This window comes from Pseudomonas sp. Pse1, from assembly GCF_024519635.1.
Taxonomy (GTDB): domain Bacteria; phylum Pseudomonadota; class Gammaproteobacteria; order Pseudomonadales; family Pseudomonadaceae; genus Aquipseudomonas.
On record NZ_JALJRO010000037.1, the window covers coordinates 1 to 16,025 of the forward strand.

Annotated in this window: 12 protein-coding genes; 8 read left to right on the forward strand and 4 right to left on the reverse strand. The window is 62.6% G+C overall.

Going from position 1 to position 16,025, the window contains the following annotated elements:
* Positions 1-102: 102 nt before the first annotated feature.
* From NR126_RS27880 to NR126_RS27895, 4 genes are all read right to left on the reverse strand, one after another.
* Positions 103-462, reverse strand: a complete 360-nt coding sequence (locus NR126_RS27880) for a putative zinc-binding protein (RefSeq protein WP_027620427.1) — start codon at positions 460-462, stop codon at positions 103-105.
* A 75-nt stretch (positions 463-537) separates the two neighbouring features.
* Positions 538-1,215, reverse strand: a complete 678-nt coding sequence (locus NR126_RS27885; RefSeq protein WP_027620426.1) for a Crp/Fnr family transcriptional regulator — start codon at positions 1,213-1,215, stop codon at positions 538-540.
* A gap of 86 nt (positions 1,216-1,301) precedes the next feature.
* A complete protein-coding gene (gene narL, locus NR126_RS27890; RefSeq protein ID WP_027620425.1) occupies positions 1,302-1,946 on the reverse strand; it encodes a two-component system response regulator NarL in 645 nt (214 codons plus the stop codon).
* The gene (locus NR126_RS27895; RefSeq protein WP_256832441.1) at positions 1,943-3,745 is read right to left on the reverse strand and encodes a HAMP domain-containing protein; all 1,803 of its coding nucleotides are present in this window, start codon (positions 3,743-3,745) and stop codon (positions 1,943-1,945) included. Before NR126_RS27895 ends, narL begins: the two co-directional genes overlap by 4 nt.
* A gap of 302 nt (positions 3,746-4,047) precedes the next feature.
* On the opposite strand from NR126_RS27895, the gene NR126_RS27900 reads away from it, so the two are divergent.
* The 8 genes from NR126_RS27900 to moaA all read left to right on the forward strand — a co-directional run bounded on the left by NR126_RS27900 (position 4,048) and on the right by moaA (position 15,488).
* Positions 4,048-5,340, forward strand: a complete 1,293-nt coding sequence (locus NR126_RS27900) for a nitrate/nitrite transporter (protein ID WP_027620423.1) — start codon at positions 4,048-4,050, stop codon at positions 5,338-5,340.
* Positions 5,318-6,715: a NarK family nitrate/nitrite MFS transporter gene (locus NR126_RS27905; protein ID WP_027620422.1), complete on the forward strand. Its 1,398-nt coding sequence runs from the start codon at positions 5,318-5,320 to the stop codon at positions 6,713-6,715. Before NR126_RS27900 ends, NR126_RS27905 begins: the two co-directional genes overlap by 23 nt.
* Before the next feature lie 69 nt (positions 6,716-6,784).
* Positions 6,785-10,546 carry a nitrate reductase subunit alpha gene (locus tag NR126_RS27910; protein ID WP_027620421.1) on the forward strand — a complete coding sequence of 1,254 codons (3,762 nt, stop codon included), beginning with the start codon at positions 6,785-6,787 and terminating at the stop codon, positions 10,544-10,546.
* A gap of 1 nt (position 10,547) precedes the next feature.
* Entirely contained in the window at positions 10,548-12,086 is a 1,539-nt protein-coding gene (narH, locus tag NR126_RS27915; RefSeq protein ID WP_027620420.1) for a nitrate reductase subunit beta, read from the forward strand.
* Positions 12,087-12,088: 2 nt separating this feature from the next.
* On the forward strand, positions 12,089-12,844 hold the full coding sequence (gene narJ, locus NR126_RS27920) for a nitrate reductase molybdenum cofactor assembly chaperone (RefSeq protein ID WP_027620419.1): 756 nt from the start codon (positions 12,089-12,091) through the stop codon (positions 12,842-12,844).
* Complete coding sequence (gene narI / locus NR126_RS27925; protein WP_027620418.1) at positions 12,837-13,517, forward strand: respiratory nitrate reductase subunit gamma; 681 nt, start codon at positions 12,837-12,839, stop codon at positions 13,515-13,517. The genes narJ and narI overlap by 8 nt, the downstream gene beginning before the upstream one ends.
* A 10-nt stretch (positions 13,518-13,527) precedes the next feature.
* Positions 13,528-14,478: a peptidylprolyl isomerase gene (locus tag NR126_RS27930; protein WP_256832442.1), complete on the forward strand. Its 951-nt coding sequence runs from the start codon at positions 13,528-13,530 to the stop codon at positions 14,476-14,478.
* A 17-nt stretch (positions 14,479-14,495) separates the two neighbouring features.
* Complete coding sequence (gene moaA / locus NR126_RS27935) at positions 14,496-15,488, forward strand: GTP 3',8-cyclase MoaA (protein WP_027620416.1); 993 nt, start codon at positions 14,496-14,498, stop codon at positions 15,486-15,488.
* The last annotated feature ends 537 nt before the right edge of the window (positions 15,489-16,025 follow it).

A 16,025-nucleotide genomic window follows, 5' to 3' on the forward strand; every position in this document is an offset into this window, starting at 1 on the left:
TCGCCGTAAGGGCGAAACCATAGGTGGCCGTTACCGCAGGAATGGATATGTACACCGAAAAAATGCCATCGCGAGCAGGCTCGCTCCTACAGGGCGGTGTGTTTACCCTTTCAGCAACCGCCTGATCCCCTCAAACAACTCATCACTCTGCTCCTGCGTGCAATCCTCGCCATAGCGCTTGCGCAACCCGTAATGGCTCAGGATCACATGCACATCGGCATGCAGGCCATGCTGTTGCAGGCAGTTTTCCACGCATTGCAGCGGGCAGCCGTCGAGGGCGAGGATCTTGCGTCCGGAGCGCGCCTTGTTGACCAGCGACGGCACATGCCCGCCGAGGCCGGCGATGCACGACATTTCTGCGACGCCACTGCGATCCAGGCGCACGGCCAGGGTGTTGGCCAGTTGCGCAACGTTGGAGCAGCCGGAGCAGGAGTAGACCAGGGGCAGGCTTGGGGCGGGCATTGACGATCTCCATGAATGGGCCGGACCAGTGTGCAAGGCCACTGGCGCCGGGCAATTGATGGCAATCAATTCTGCCTAGTGGAATGTCGCCAGCGCGTCTTCTGCGGCGAGCAGGTGGATGGTGCGGCGGTCCATCGCGATCATGTCGCTCTCCACCAGGCGATGCAGGATCCGCGAAAAGGTCTCCGGCTGGATCCCCAGTTTCGACGCCACCAGGCGCTTGGAGACTTGCAGGACGATCTCCCCGGTCACCGGGTGGCGCTCCTGCAGCAGGAAATTGATCACCCGCCGGCTGGCGCTGGCGATAGTCAGGGTGTCGATGTCGCGCAGGCGCAGGTGCAAGTGCATGCTCATGCTGGCGAGGATCGCCAGGCAGACTTGCGGCGCGTCTTCCAGGGCGTTGCGATAGTGCTGGCCTTCGATGCTCACCAGCACGCTGTCCTTGAGCGCGGTGGCGCTCACCGGGTAGCAGCGGGCCTGGCTGAACAGCAGGGCTTCGGCAAAGGTCTGCCCGGGCTGGATGATTTCCATCAGGTTTTCCTGGCCTTCACCGGTCAGCCGGTACAGCTTGATCTGGCCACTGACCAGCAGAAAAAAACGCTTGGCCGGGTCGCCCTGGTGCACCAGCGTGCCGTGGCAGTCCAGGCGCCTGAGCGTGGCCAGGGCGCAGACTTCCTTGAACACCTGCTCCGGCAGTTGGCTGAACAGGTGATGACGACGCAACGTTTGAACAGTAGATGGGTGGGTCAGCATGGCGTACCTCCGCTGCCGCGCATTTTAGAACGCGCGGCCCGCCAGACCTATGCCTCTGCCGGCCTACCTCCAAGGAGGCAGTTGCCTCAGTGGTTGCGCAAATGCTCCATGGCCCACACGGCGGCCTCGACTCGCGAGCGCAGGCCGAGCTTGTGCAGCAAGTTCTTCACATGCACCTTGACCGTGCCTTCGGTGATCCCCAGCTTGTGCCCGATCACCTTGTTGCTGAAGCCAGCGGCGATGGTCTTCAGCACCTGGCGTTCGCGCTCGGTCAGCTCCACCACCGCCTGGCGCGGCGGCGAGCGCAGGGCCTGGGCCATGACCCGGGTCAGGCCGGGGCTAACCACCAGGTTGCCGTCGAGGGCATCGCGGATGTACTGGATCAGCAACTCCGGCTCCATGTCCTTGAGCAGATAGCCGTCGGCATCCAGGCGCAGGGCATCGCGAATGTCGTCTTCGGCGTCCGATACGGTGAACAGCAGCACCTTGCCGGCATAGTCCATGGCCCGCAGGCGGCGCAGGGTCTCGATGCCGTTCAGCTGCGGCATATTGTTGTCCAGCAGGATCAGGTCCGGTTGCAGCGGCTCGATCAGGGTCAGCGCCTCCTCGCCATGGTTGGCTTCGCCGACGATCAAAAAATCCTCTTCGAGTTCGAGCATCTGGCGGATGCCTCGGCGCATCATCGGATGATCGTCGACCAGCAGAATGCGGTGCTGTGGGGTGGTGCTCATGTGACGCTACCTTCTGTGTGCCGGCCGAGAAACTCCGGCAGGAATTCAAGCTGGACCAGGGTGCCCTGGGGCTCCCGGGAGAATATTTTCAGCTGCCCGCGCAAGCTGCGCGCCCGCTCATCCATGATGTTCAGGCCGTGGTGTTCGCGCTGGTCGACGTTGCCGCTGAAGCCACGGCCGTCGTCTTCCACCAGCAGGCGTACCGTCTCGCCGTCCTGTCGCAGCTCCAGCCAGGCGTTCTGCGCATGGGCGTGGCGCAGGCAGTTGGAGAGGGCTTCGCGGGTGATCTGCAGGATGTGGATTTGTTCGCTGGCCGACAGCTCGAAGGCCAGGGTGTCGAGGTGCAGGTGTACGGCGAATTCGCCACGGCGGGAGAACTCGGTGGCAGTGTCCTTGAGCTCCTGGACCAGGCCGGCGTCGTCGATCTGCAGGCGGAAGGTGGTGAGCAATTCGCGCAACTGGCGGTAGGCATTGTTCAGGCCTTCGCGCAGTTCGCCGGTGACCTGCTCCAGGGTCTGCACCGGTTCGCCACGGCGCATCAGGGTCTGCATGCGGCTGACTTGCAGCTTCATGTAGGACAGCGCCTGGGCCAGGGAATCGTGAAGTTCGCGGGCGATGATCGTGCGTTCGTCGAGCAGCAGCAGGCGGTGATCCTGTTCGCGTTGGCGTTTCAGCGACAGCGAGGTGCCGATCAGGTTGGCCAGGGCCTGGATCAATTGGGTTTCCCAGGCCTGGGCGGTGTGGCCGTCGACAAAATGCGCCTTGAGCTCTCCCAGTTCGCTGCCCTGGTTGCTGATGCTGAAAGTCTGCAGGCTGCTGCTGTGATGTTTCTGGCAGCCGGCGCAATCGCTGCTGGCGCACACATCGCGGGTGCTCGCACCGTGCAGGGCGAGCAGTTGCTGGGCCGGTGCCTGCTGCTGGCCTTGCAGGCACAGGGTCAGGCGCAGGCCCGGCAGGCGTTGCTGGAAGCGCCGGATCAACTCATCGAGGCCTTCGGCATTGGCCAGGCGGGTCGCCAGGCTGCCGCTGCTTTGATAGAGCAATTCGAGGGCGGCGTTGGCCTGTTGCAGGTTCAGGGTCTTCTGCCGGACCTGGCTTTCCAACGTGCGGTGGGACTCTTCGATGGTCTCGGCCATGGCATTGAAGCTGGTCGCCAGCTGACCCAGTTCGTCCTCGGACTGGTGATTGACCCGCGCGCGATAGTCGCCGCGACGAAAGCGCTGGGTAGCTTCCACCAACTCCTTGAGCGGCGAGACCACGCCGTACTGCAACTCATACAGACCGACCAGCAGGACAATCATGGTGGTGAACAACGCCAGGCCCTGGATCACCTGCTGCCAGCTCTGCTTTTCCTCGCTATGGCGCTGCAGCAGATTGACGAACTGGTTCAGTTGCTCGACGAAGGGCTGGGTGTGGACCTGGAACGCCGCGGCATCGCCACGCTCGAGGGCCGGAAGCAGGACCTCGCTCCACTGCTCGAGGATCTGCTTATAGCTGGTTTGCAACGCGGTGCTCGGGCCATCGTCCAGCACTGCCTTGAGGGGCTGGCTGTCGAGACGCCGTTGCAGGCTGTCGCGCACGGCATTGAGTTGTTCACGATCGGCGCCGGCGGCGAGCTTCCAGCTCAGGTGGTAGGTCTCCATGCGCACCGAGCCGGCGGTGTTGATGGCGGCTGCATCGCCCTGGCTGAACCAGGCGATCAACCCGGCGCTGAGGGAGCTGGCCAGGGCCAGCATGGCGATCAGGATCACCGCGAGCCCGGCGCGAGCGGGCAGGGAACTGCGCAGCCAGCGAAGCATCAGCGCAGGTCTCGATTGAAGATGAAAAAGCCCAGCATGTGCAGCTCCAGGGTGGGGAAGGGCGGCGATTGGCGGGCGCTACCTCTAAAGAGTTGTCGAGGTGCCGTGGTCGACAGAAAACCCCACCTGAAAGGTCAAGTTGCTGATAAACAAAGGCTTTGCCGCTATTTGCGCTCTACCTCCTTGGAGGTAGACAGCACAAGCATAGCCCTGGAGGGCATTGGCGGACGTTGATGTGGATCAAGTTTTTCCGGGGTCTCGCTCTCTACTCTGCCGGCATGGCTAACCGACTGGAGCGCATTGTGATCCGACCCCGTGTACAACAAGGCTTGGTGCTGGGCATGAGCACGCTGGCCTTCACCGTCTGCTTCATGGTCTGGATGATGTTCGCCGTGCTCGGCGTGCCGATCAAGGACCTGCTCCAGCTCAACGAAACCCAATTCGGCCTGCTGGCCGCCACCCCGGTCCTGACCGGCTCGCTGGTGCGTCTACCCCTGGGCCTGCTGACTGACCGCTTCGGCGGGCGCACGGTGTTCTTCCTGCTGATGCTGTCCTGCGTCGCACCGCTGTACCTGATCAGCCACGCCACGGCTTATTGGCAATTCCTGGTGCTGGGCCTGTTCGTCGGCCTCGCCGGCGGTTCGTTCTCGGTGGGCATCGCCTACGTCGCCAAGTGGTTCGACAAGGACAACCAGGGCTTCGCCATGGGCGTCTTCGGTGCCGGTAATGCTGGCTCGGCGGTGACCAAATTCCTCGCCCCGGCGCTGATTGCCGCCGGCAGCTGGCAACTGGTGCCGAAAGTCTTCAGCGCGATCCTGTTCATCACCGCGCTGCTGTTCTGGTTCCTCAGTGCCGACAACAAATCCCACCGCAGCGCCTCGGGCGCCAGCCTGCGTGAGCAGTTGAGCTCGCTGAAGGATCCGGCGGTGTGGCGCTACTGCCAGTACTACTCGATTGTCTTCGGCGGCTATGTCGCCCTGGCGTTGTGGATGACCAAGTACTACGTCCAGGAATACGGCTTCAGCCTGCAAAGCGCGGCGCTGCTGGCGGCCTGTTTCTCCCTGCCCGGCGGCGTGCTGCGTGCGGTGGGCGGCTGGATGTCGGATCGCTGGGGCGCGCAGAGCGTGACCTGGTGGGTGCTGTGGGTCAGCTGGATCTGTCTGTTCCTGCTCTCCTACCCACAGACCCAACTGCAAGTGCAGACCATCAATGGCCCGGTGGATTTCCACCTCGGCCTCAACCCCGTGCTGTTCACCGTGCTGCTGTTCGTCATGGGCATCGCCTTCGCGTTCGGCAAGGCCTCGGTCTTCAAATACATCGCCAACGACTACCCGACCAACATGGGCGCGGTGTCCGGCATCGTCGGCCTGGCCGGCGGCCTCGGCGGGTTCGTGCTGCCGATCATGTTCGGCGCCCTGGTCGACCTTACCGGCGTGCGCTCGTCCTGCTTCATGTTGCTGTACGGCGTGGTCTGGGTGTCCCTGATCTGGATGTACCTCAGCGAAGTGCGCAAACGCCCGCTGCTCGGTAAAGCGTCGACCCCGAATTCCAGCATTGCCCAAGGAGACAACCATGTCCGTTCTGCAAAAGCCTGACAAAGGCCCGGTCATTCATGACTGGCGCCCCGAGGACCCAGCGTTCTGGGGCAAAAGCGGCAAACAGACCGCCACGCGCAACCTGTGGATTTCGATCCCGGCGCTGCTGTTGGCCTTCGCTGTGTGGATGGTCTGGAGCACGGTGATCGTGCGCTTGAACGCCATCGGCTTTACGTTCACCACCGACCAGTTGTTCTGGCTGGCAGCGCTGCCGGGGTTGTCCGGCGCTACCTTGCGAGTGTTCTACTCGTTCATGGTGCCGATTTTCGGTGGCCGTCGCTGGACCGCCCTGAGCACCGCGTCGCTGCTGATCCCGTCGATCTGGATGGGCTTCGCGGTGCAGGACACCAGCACCTCCTACAGCGTGTTCGTGATCATCGCCTTGCTCTGCGGTTTCGGCGGTGGCAACTTCGCCTCGAGCATGTCCAACATCAGCTTCTTCTATCCGAAGTCGCAGCAGGGCACGGCGCTCGGGTTGAACGCCGGCCTGGGTAACCTCGGGGTCTCGGTGATGCAGTTCTGCGTGCCGCTGGTGATCACCTTCGGCGTGTTCGGCTTCCTCGGCGGCAACGCCCAGGTGCTGCCGGACGGCACTCAACTCTGGCTGCAGAACGCCGGCTTCATCTGGGTCCCGTTCATCATCCTGGTGACCCTGCTGGCCTGGTTCGGCATGAATGATCTGTCCAGCGCCCGTGCCTCGTTCAGCGAGCAGGCGGTGATCTTCAAGCGCAAGCACAACTGGCTGATGTGCTGGCTGTACCTGGCGACCTTCGGCTCGTTCATCGGCTTCTCTGCTGCCTTCCCGATGCTGATCAAGACTTCGTTCCCGGACGTCATCGCCCTGAAATTCGCCTTCCTCGGCCCACTGGTGGGTGCCCTGGTACGCCCATTGGGCGGCTGGCTGGCGGACAAGCTCGGTGGTGCGCGAGTGACCCTGTGGAACTTCGTGGCGATGATCGTGATGGTCTTCGCGGTCATGCACTTCCTGCCACAGGACGGCAAGGGCGGCAACTTCTACGGCTTCCTCGGCATGTTCATGCTGCTGTTCATCACCACCGGCATCGGCAACGGCTCCACCTTCCGCATGATCCCGGTGATCTTCCGCACCCAGCATGAAAAAGCCGCCGCCGGCAAATCCGCCGCGGTGCGCGAACAGGCGCTGAAAGATGCCGGTAAAGAGTCGGCCGCCGTGCTCGGCTTCAGTTCGGCCATGGGCGCCTTCGGTGCGTTCTTCATTCCCAAGACCTTCGGCTCGTCAATGGCGCTCACCGGCAGCCCGGCGATGGCCTTCTACATGTTCGTCGGCTTTTACCTGAGCTGCATCCTCGTGACCTGGTGGTGGTACGCGCGCAAAGGCGCCGCGACACCCTGCTGAGACGACCTGAATCCAACCATTGCGTGGGCGGGGCGCAGAACCCCGCAGCAAGCCTGAGAGGACTACACCGTGAGTCATTTACTGGATCAACTGCGGTTTTTCAACCGCAAGCAAAACGAGTTTTCCGAAGGCCATGGCGAGACTCGCAAAGAGTCCCGCGACTGGGAGAACGTCTACCGCTCGCGCTGGCAGTATGACAAGATCGTGCGCTCGACCCACGGGGTGAACTGCACCGGTTCGTGCTCGTGGAAAATCTACGTGAAGAACGGCCTGATCACCTGGGAAACCCAGCAGACCGACTACCCGCGCACCCGTAACGACCTGCCCAACCACGAGCCTCGTGGCTGCCCGCGTGGCGCCAGCTACAGCTGGTACATCTACAGCGCCAACCGCCTCAAGTATCCGAAAATCCGCAAGCCGCTGCTGAAATTGTGGCGCGAGGCACGGCGGACCCTGGCGCCGGTCGAGGCCTGGGCGAGCATTGTCGAGAACAAGGCCAAGGCCGACTCGTATAAAAGCAAGCGCGGCATGGGTGGTTTCATTCGTTCCAGCTGGGACGAAGCCAACGAGATCATCGCGGCGTCCAACGTCTACACCATCAAGCAATATGGCCCGGACCGCATCGTTGGCTTCTCGCCGATCCCGGCCATGTCGATGGTCAGCTACGCGGCCGGCGCCCGTTACCTGTCGCTGATCGGCGGCGCCTGCCTGAGCTTCTACGACTGGTACTGCGACCTGCCACCGGCCTCGCCGATGGTCTGGGGCGAGCAGACCGACGTGCCGGAATCGGCCGACTGGTACAACTCCAACTACATCATTGCCTGGGGCTCCAACGTCCCGCAGACCCGTACGCCGGATGCGCACTTCTTCACCGAAGTTCGTTACAAGGGCACCAAGACTGTATCGATCACCCCGGACTATTCGGAAGTCGCCAAGCTCACCGACCTCTGGCTCAACCCGAAACAGGGCACCGACGCCGCACTGGCCCAGGCCTTCAACCATGTGATCTTCAAGGAATTCCACCTCGACAAGCCGAGCGCCTATTTCACCGACTACGCCAAGCGCTACACCGACTTGCCGGTGCTGGTGCTGCTCAAGCCCATGGGCGATGCCGGCTACCAGCCTGACCGCTTCCTGCGCGCCAGCGACCTGACTGACAACCTCGGCCAGGACAACAACCCGGAATGGAAAACCATCGCCCTCGATGCCTACGGCGAACTGGTGTCGCCACAAGGTTCGATCGGTTATCGCTGGGGCGAGAAGGGCAAGTGGAACATCCTGCCCCGTGAAGGCGGCGAAGGCCGCGAGATCGACCTCAAGCTCAGCCTGATCGGTGAAGACGTCGCCGAAGTGGCCTTCCCGTATTTCGCCGGCGAAGCCCACGACTACTTCCAGCATGTTGCCGGTGATGCCGTGCAATTTCGCCGGGTGCCGGTGCACAGCCTGACCCTGGCCGACGGCAGCGTGGCCAAGGTCGCGACAGTGTTCGACCTGTCCGCCGCCAACCTGGCGATCGACCGTGGCCTGGGTGGCGACAACGTCGCCAAGGACTACAACGACGCCTCGGTGCCCGGCACCCCGGCCTGGCAGGAAAAAATCACCGGCGTCAGCCGTGAAAAAGCCATCCAGATTGCCCGTGAGTTCGCCGACAACGCCGACAAGACCCGTGGTCGCTCGATGATCATCGTCGGCGCGGCGATGAACCACTGGTACCACATGGACATGAACTACCGTGGGCTGATCAACATGCTCATGCTCTGCGGTTGCGTCGGCCAGACCGGTGGCGGCTGGGCGCACTACGTCGGCCAGGAAAAACTGCGTCCGCAGTGCGGCTGGCTGCCCCTGGCGTTCGGCCTGGACTGGAACCGTCCATCGCGGCAAATGAACGGCACCAGCTTCTTCTATGCCCACAGCTCGCAATGGCGCCACGAGAAAATGAACATGCACGATGTTCTCTCGCCGTTGGCCGATAAATCCCAGTTCCCCGAACACGCGCTGGACTACAACATCCGCGCCGAACGCGCCGGCTGGTTGCCGAGTGCGCCGCAACTCAACACCAACCCGCTGCACATCTGCCGCGACGCGGCGGCGGCCGGCATGGAACCCAAGGACTACGTGGTCAAGTCGCTGCAGGACGGCTCGCTGCGCTTTGCCTGCGAACAGCCGGACAGTCCGGTGAACTTCCCGCGCAACATGTTCATCTGGCGCTCCAACCTGCTGGGCTCCTCGGGCAAGGGCCACGAGTACATGCTCAAGTACCTGCTCGGCACCAAGAACGGGGTGATGAACGAAGACCTTGGCAAGACCGGCGACTGCAAGCCGCAAGAGGCGGAATGGGTCGACGAAGGCGCCATCGGCAAGCTCGACCTGGTGACCACCCTGGACTTCCGCATGTCCTCGACCTGCATGTACTCCGACATCGTCCTGCCGACCGCTACCTGGTACGAAAAAGACGACATGAACACCTCGGACATGCACCCGTTCATCCACCCCTTGTCGGCGGCCATCGACCCGGCGTGGGAATCCCGTTCCGACTGGGAAATCTACAAAGGCATCGCCAAAGCCTTCTCGGCCATGTCCGAGGGGCACCTGGGTGTGGAGAAAGACCTGCTCACCGTTCCGCTGATGCACGACAGCGTCGGCGAACTGGCGCAACCCTTCGGCGGCACCGACTGGAAAAGCGCCGGCGTCGCTCCGCAACCGGGCAAAAACGCGCCGAACCTGCAAGTGGTCGAGCGCGACTACCCGAACATCTACAAGCAGTTCACCTCGCTCGGCCCGATCCTCGAAAAACAAGGCAACGGCGGCAAGGGCATCAACTGGAACACCGAGGATGAAGTGAAATTCCTCGGCGAACTCAACCACCACGAAACCGCCGCCGGGATCAGCAAAGGCCGGCCAAAAATCGACAGCGCCATCGACGCCGCCGAAGTGATCCTCTCCCTGGCCCCGGAAACCAACGGCCAGGTCGCGGTCAAGGCGTGGGCGGCGCTGTCGGAATTCACCGGCATCGACCACAGCCACCTGGCGCTGTCCAAGGCTCACGAAGCGATTCGCTTCCGCGACATCCAGGCACAGCCGCGCAAGATCATCTCCAGCCCGACCTGGTCGGGGCTCGAAGACGATCACGTCAGCTACAACGCCGGCTACACCAACGTTCACGAGAACATCCCATGGCGCACCATCACCGGCCGCCAGCAGTTCTACCAGGATCACCCGTGGATGCAGGCGTTCGGCGAGCAATTGATGAGCTATCGGCCACCGGTCAACACCCGGACCATCGAGGGCGTCAAAGGCAAACGCAGCAACGGCGAGACCGAAATCGTCCTGAACTGGATCACTCCGCACCAGAAATGGGGCATCCACAGCACCTACAGCGACAACCTGCTGATGCTCACCCTGAGCCGTGGCGGACCGATTGTCTGGCTCTCGGAGAACGACGCCAAGCGCGCCAACATCGAGGACAACGATTGGATCGAGTGCTTCAACGCCAACGGCGCATTGACCGCCCGGGCGGTGGTCAGCCAGCGGGTCAAGGACGGCATGGTGATGATGTACCACGCCCAGGAGCGGATCGTGAACGTGCCCGGCTCTGAGACCACCAAGACCCGTGGCGGCCACCATAACTCGGTGACCCGCGTGGTGCTCAAACCGACCCACATGATCGGCGGCTATGCCCAGCAGGCCTACGGTTTCAACTACTACGGCACCGTCGGCTGCAACCGCGACGAGTTCGTCGTAGTGCGCAAAATGTCGAAAATTGACTGGCTCGATGGCTCAACCGGCGATGACCTGCCGCGTCCGTTGCCGACCGATATCGAGGAGAACTGAGATGAAGATTCGCTCACAAATCGGCATGGTCCTGAACCTGGACAAATGCATCGGCTGCCACACCTGCTCGATCACCTGCAAAAACGTCTGGACCAGCCGCGAAGGCATGGAATACGCCTGGTTCAACAACGTTGAAAGCAAGCCTGGTATTGGTTACCCGAAAGAATGGGAAAACCAGGACAAGTGGAAGGGCGGTTGGGTGCGCAATGCCAACGGCAGCATCAACCCGCGCATCGGCGGCAAGTTCCGGGTGCTGGCGAACATCTTCGCCAACCCTGATCTGCCGAGCATCGACGACTACTACGAGCCGTTCGACTTCGACTACCAGCACCTGCACACCGCACCGCTGGGCGAGCACCAGCCGACCGCGCGGCCACGTTCGGTGATCTCCGGCAAGCGCATGCAGAAAATCGAGTGGGGCCCGAACTGGGAAGAAATTCTCGGCACCGAGTTCGCCAAGCGTCGCAAGGACAAAAACTTCGACAAGATCCAGGCGGACATCTACGGCGAGTACGAAAACACTTTCATGATGTACCTGCCGCGCCTCTGCGAGCACTGCCTCAACCCGGCGTGCGCGGCGTCCTGCCCGAGCGGCGCGATCTACAAGCGTGAAGAGGACGGCATTGTCCTGATCGACCAGGAGAAATGCCGCGGCTGGCGGATGTGCATCAGCGGCTGCCCGTACAAGAAAATCTACTTCAACTGGAAGAGCGGTAAATCCGAGAAGTGCATTTTCTGCTACCCACGGATCGAAGCCGGCATGCCCACCGTCTGTTCGGAAACCTGCGTCGGACGTATTCGCTACCTCGGCGTACTGCTTTACGACGCCGACCGCATCAGCGAAGTGGCGAGCACCGCCAACGAGCACGACCTCTATGAGAAGCAACTGGAGATCTTCCTCGACCCGAACGACCCGGCAGTGATTCGCCAGGCCCTGAAAGACGGCGTACCGCAGTCGGTGATCGACTCCGCCCAGCGTTCGCCGGTGTACAAAATGGCCGTCGACTGGAAACTCGCACTGCCGCTGCACCCGGAATACCGCACCTTGCCAATGGTCTGGTACGTGCCGCCCCTGTCGCCGATCCAGAACGCTGCCGAGGCCGGCACCGTCGGCATGAACGGGGTGATCCCGGACGTCGACAGCCTGCGTATTCCGCTGCGCTACCTGGCCAACCTGCTGACCGCCGGCGATGAAAAACCGGTCAAGCGCGCGCTGAAACGCTTGCTGGCGATGCGTGCCTACAAACGCTCCGAGCAGGTCGATGGCCTGCAGGATCTGCAAGTGCTCAAGGATGTCGGCTTGAGCGTGGAACAGGTCGAGGAGATGTACCGCTACCTGGCCATCGCCAACTACGAAGACCGCTTCGTGGTGCCGAGTGCCCACCGTGAAGACGCCATGAGCGACGCCTTCGCCGAACGCTCCGGTTGTGGTTTCAGCTTCGGCAGTGGTTGCAGCGGCGCTTCCGACACCAACATGTTCGGCGCGAAGAAAGCCAACCGCCGCGACGTTCTGAAAACCGTACAGTTGTGGGAGGACTGAGCATGCAAATTCTTAAAGTGATTTCGCTGTTGCTCGATTACCCGACCGAACACCTGGTCACTGGCCGTGACGAACTCGAGCAAGCGATTCTGCAGTCGCGGGAAATCAGCCCGAAACAGCGCGGCGCCTTGTTCGAGTTGCTCGAGCTGATCTGCGGCAACGACTTGATGGATGGCCAGGAGCACTACGGTGCGCTGTTCGGCCGTGGCCGCGCGCTGTCGTTGCTGCTGTTCGAACACGTGCACGGCGAGTCCCGCGACCGTGGCCAGGCCATGGTCGACATGATGGCCCAGTACGACGCCGCCGGTTTCGCCATCGGCGTCAAGGAGCTGCCGGACTACATCCCGCTGTACCTGGAATACCTCTCGACCTGCGACGACCTCGATGCCCGCGAGGGCCTGGCGGATATTTCGCACTTGCTGGCGTTGCTCGCGGCGCGTCTGGAGGAGCGTGAAAGCGCCTACGCCAGCTGCTTCCGCGCGCTGCTGCAGATTGCCGGCGCCGAGCCTCATCAGGCGGTGGCCGATTTGCGCGAGCAAGTGGCCGCCGAGGTGCGCGACGACTCCCTCGAAGCCCTCGACAAGATCTGGGAAGAGGAGGCCGTGGACTTCCTCAAGGCCGAGCAGCAGGACCGTTGCAGTTCGCTGCCAAGCGCCCCGGGCAAGGCCCGGGAAGAAAGCGCGGTGCCGTTGCACTGGGTGGATTTTCAGCATGAAGGGCTGGCCGCCGCGCCGGCCAAGGAGGCACGCAATGTCTAAGTGGAATCTGTTGGCGTTCGGGATTTATCCCTATGTCGCCCTGGCGATTTGCCTGATCGGCAGCTGGGCCCGGTTCGACCTGTCGCAGTACACCTGGAAGGCCGGGTCCAGCCAGATGCTCAGCGGTCGCGGAATGCGTGTGGCAAGCAACTTCTTCCACATCGGCGTGCTGTTCGTGCTGGCCGGACACTTTGTCGGCCTGCTGACCCCGGCCTCGGTCTATCACCACGTGATCAGCACCGAGCACAAGCAGTTGCTGGCGATGGTGTCCGGCGGCTTCTTCGGCCTGCTGTGCCTGATCGGCTTGCTGATGCTGGTCAACCGCCGTCTCAGCGACCCTCGGGTGCGGGCCACGTCCAGTACTTCGGACATCCTGATCCTGCTGGTGCTGCTGGCGCAGTTGGTGCTCGGCCTGCTGACTATCGTCGCCTCGACCTCGCACATGGACGGCTCGGTGATGGTGATGCTTGCTGACTGGGCGCAGAACGTGGTGCTGCTGCGGCCGATCGAGGCGGCGCAATCGATCGCCGAGGTGGGCCTGGTCTACAAGCTCCACGTGTTTCTTGGCTTGACCCTGTTCGTGCTGTTCCCGTTCACCCGCTTGGTGCACATCGTCAGCGCGCCGATCTGGTACCTGGGACGTCGTTATCAAATCGTTCGGCAGAAATTCTGAGGAGAACATCATGTCAGGTGGATGTGGATGTGGCGGCGGTAACGGCGGCAGCGGTGGTTGCGGTTCTTCGGCCAAGGCCGAGGCGCTTGCGCCGGTCGTTGAGCCAGTGGTTGTGGCGCAGTTCGAAGCCTTAGCGGTCGAACCCGAGACACCCGCGCAGTTGATCGCCAGCAGTGAGCAGGAATGGCCGATCATCAGCGTCAACGAAGTCTCGATCAGCCCCGAGGCAATGGCCCAGGAGCTGCAGTATCACCCGGCTGACAGCCGCGAGGAGGCGGTGTACCAGGCCGCCAGCGCGCTGGTGATCCGCGAGCTGTTGCAGCAGCGGGTGGCCGAGCTCGGCGTGTCCCTGGAGATTGGCGCCGGCGAGAACGAAGAGGAGGCGGCGACCCGCTTGCTGCTCGAACGTGAAGTGCAGGTGCCGGAATGCGACGAGCCAACCTGCCTGCGCTTCTTCGAAAACAACCGTGCGCGTTTTCACAGCGCGCCGTTGCTGGCGGTGCGGCACATCCTGCTCGAATGCGCGCCGGATGATGCCGAGGCGCGGGGCATGGCCCACGATCAGGCGGAAGTGCTGTTGCAACGGCTGGCGGATTTCCCCGACAGCTTTGCCGAGCTGGCCGAGAAGTATTCGGCCTGTCCGTCGAAGGCCCAGGGCGGTTCGCTGGGGCAGATCAGTAAGGGCCAGACAGTGCCTGAGCTGGAGCGTCAGCTGTTCACCTTGCAGGCAGGGCTGGCGGCCAAACCGCTGGAAAGTCGTTATGGCTGGCACGTGATCAGTGTCGACCAGCGCATCGACGGCCAGCCTTTGCCGTATGAGGCGGTGGCGACGGCGATTCGCACGCAGTTGCAGCAGGGCGTCTGGCAAAAAGCCCTGGTGCAGTACCTGCAAACCCTGATTGGCGCGGCCGATATTCGCGGCATTCGCCTGCAGGGCGCCGACTCACCGCTGGTGCAGTAAGAAAACCGGGAGCTGTGATGGACGCTGTGATGCTGGATGGAATTGGGCGGCAAATCGATTATCTGCGGATGTCGGTGACGGATCGTTGTGATTTTCGCTGTGTGTATTGCATGGCGAAAAACATGACCTTCCTGCCCCGTCAGCAGGTGCTCACCCTGGAAGAGTTGCAGCGCCTGGCGACGCTGTTCGTCGGCATGGGCGTGCGCAAGATCCGCCTCACCGGCGGCGAGCCGCTGATCCGTCCGGGCATCGTCGACCTGTGTCGCAACATCGCAGCCTTGCCGGGCCTGCGCGAACTGGTGATGACCAGCAACGGCTCGCAACTGGGGCGCCTGGCGCGGCCCCTGGTGCAGGCCGGGGTCAAGCGCATGAACATCAGCCTCGACAGCCTCGATCCGGAGAAATTTCGCGCGATCACCCGCAACGGTGATCTGGCCCAGGTGCTCAACGGCATCGAAGCGGCGCGGGAGGCCGGGTTCGAGCGGATCAAGCTCAACTGCGTGGTGATGAAAGGCCGCAACTTCGACGAAGTGCCGGCGCTGGTGCAGTACGCCATCGACCAGGGCATCGATATCAGCTTTATCGAGGAGATGCCGCTGGGCGATGTGGGTCGTTCCCGGGGTGAATCCTTTTGTTCCAGCGATGAAGTCCGGGCGCTGATCGCCACCCGCCACAGCTTGCTCGACAGCACCGAAAACAGCGGCGGCCCGGCGCGCTACGTGCGCCTGGCACAACACCCCGAGACCCGCATCGGTTTCATCTCACCCAACAGCCACAACTTCTGCGCCAGCTGCAATCGGGTGCGGATGACGGTCGAAGGTAAGTTGCTGCTGTGCCTCGGCCAGGATAATGCCCTCGACTTGCGTGGGCTGTTGCGGCGTTACCCGCTGGATGATCAGCCGGTGATCAAGGCGATCCACAAAGCCTTGCGTGGTAAGCCGCTGCGGCATGATTTCAATCCGCAGGGGGAGGTGCAGGTGGTGCGGTTTATGAATATGAGTGGGGGGTGAGCTTAAGTCTTGTGAGCGCTCGCTCAACAGTGAGAGCTGGCCTGTCGGGCCGCCGCATCGCAGCGATGGCTTAATTCCGGTGTACATATCCATTCCTGCGGTAACGGCCACCTATGGTTTCGCCCTTACGGCGAGTCCCTTTTCCAAACGCCGAAAAGGAACCAAAAGGCTTTGCCCCAACGTCCGGCCCCTCGCCTAGGCTCGGGGTCCCTTCGCTCCAGTATCCATCCGTGGGTCATCGCCTCCGGTTGGCTTCGCTGGCACCTCCTCTCGATGACTGCGGCTGCGCCGCAGCGCGCTACGCGCTCCCCGCGGATGAATACCTGCGCTCAGCCTCCCGACGGGGCCTGTGAATCAAGATCAAAAGCGGCAGGCGAGCTAACGCTCGGCCTGTTGAGTGGTAACGACGAACGAGGCGGCCTGCCAGCCGACCTGATTGTTTGCGCCGTTCACCCCCTGTGGGAGCGAGCCTGCTCGCGAAAAACCTGAGACCGCTGCGTGCATTCTGGATGCACGCGTTGTGGTTGACGTCCATCG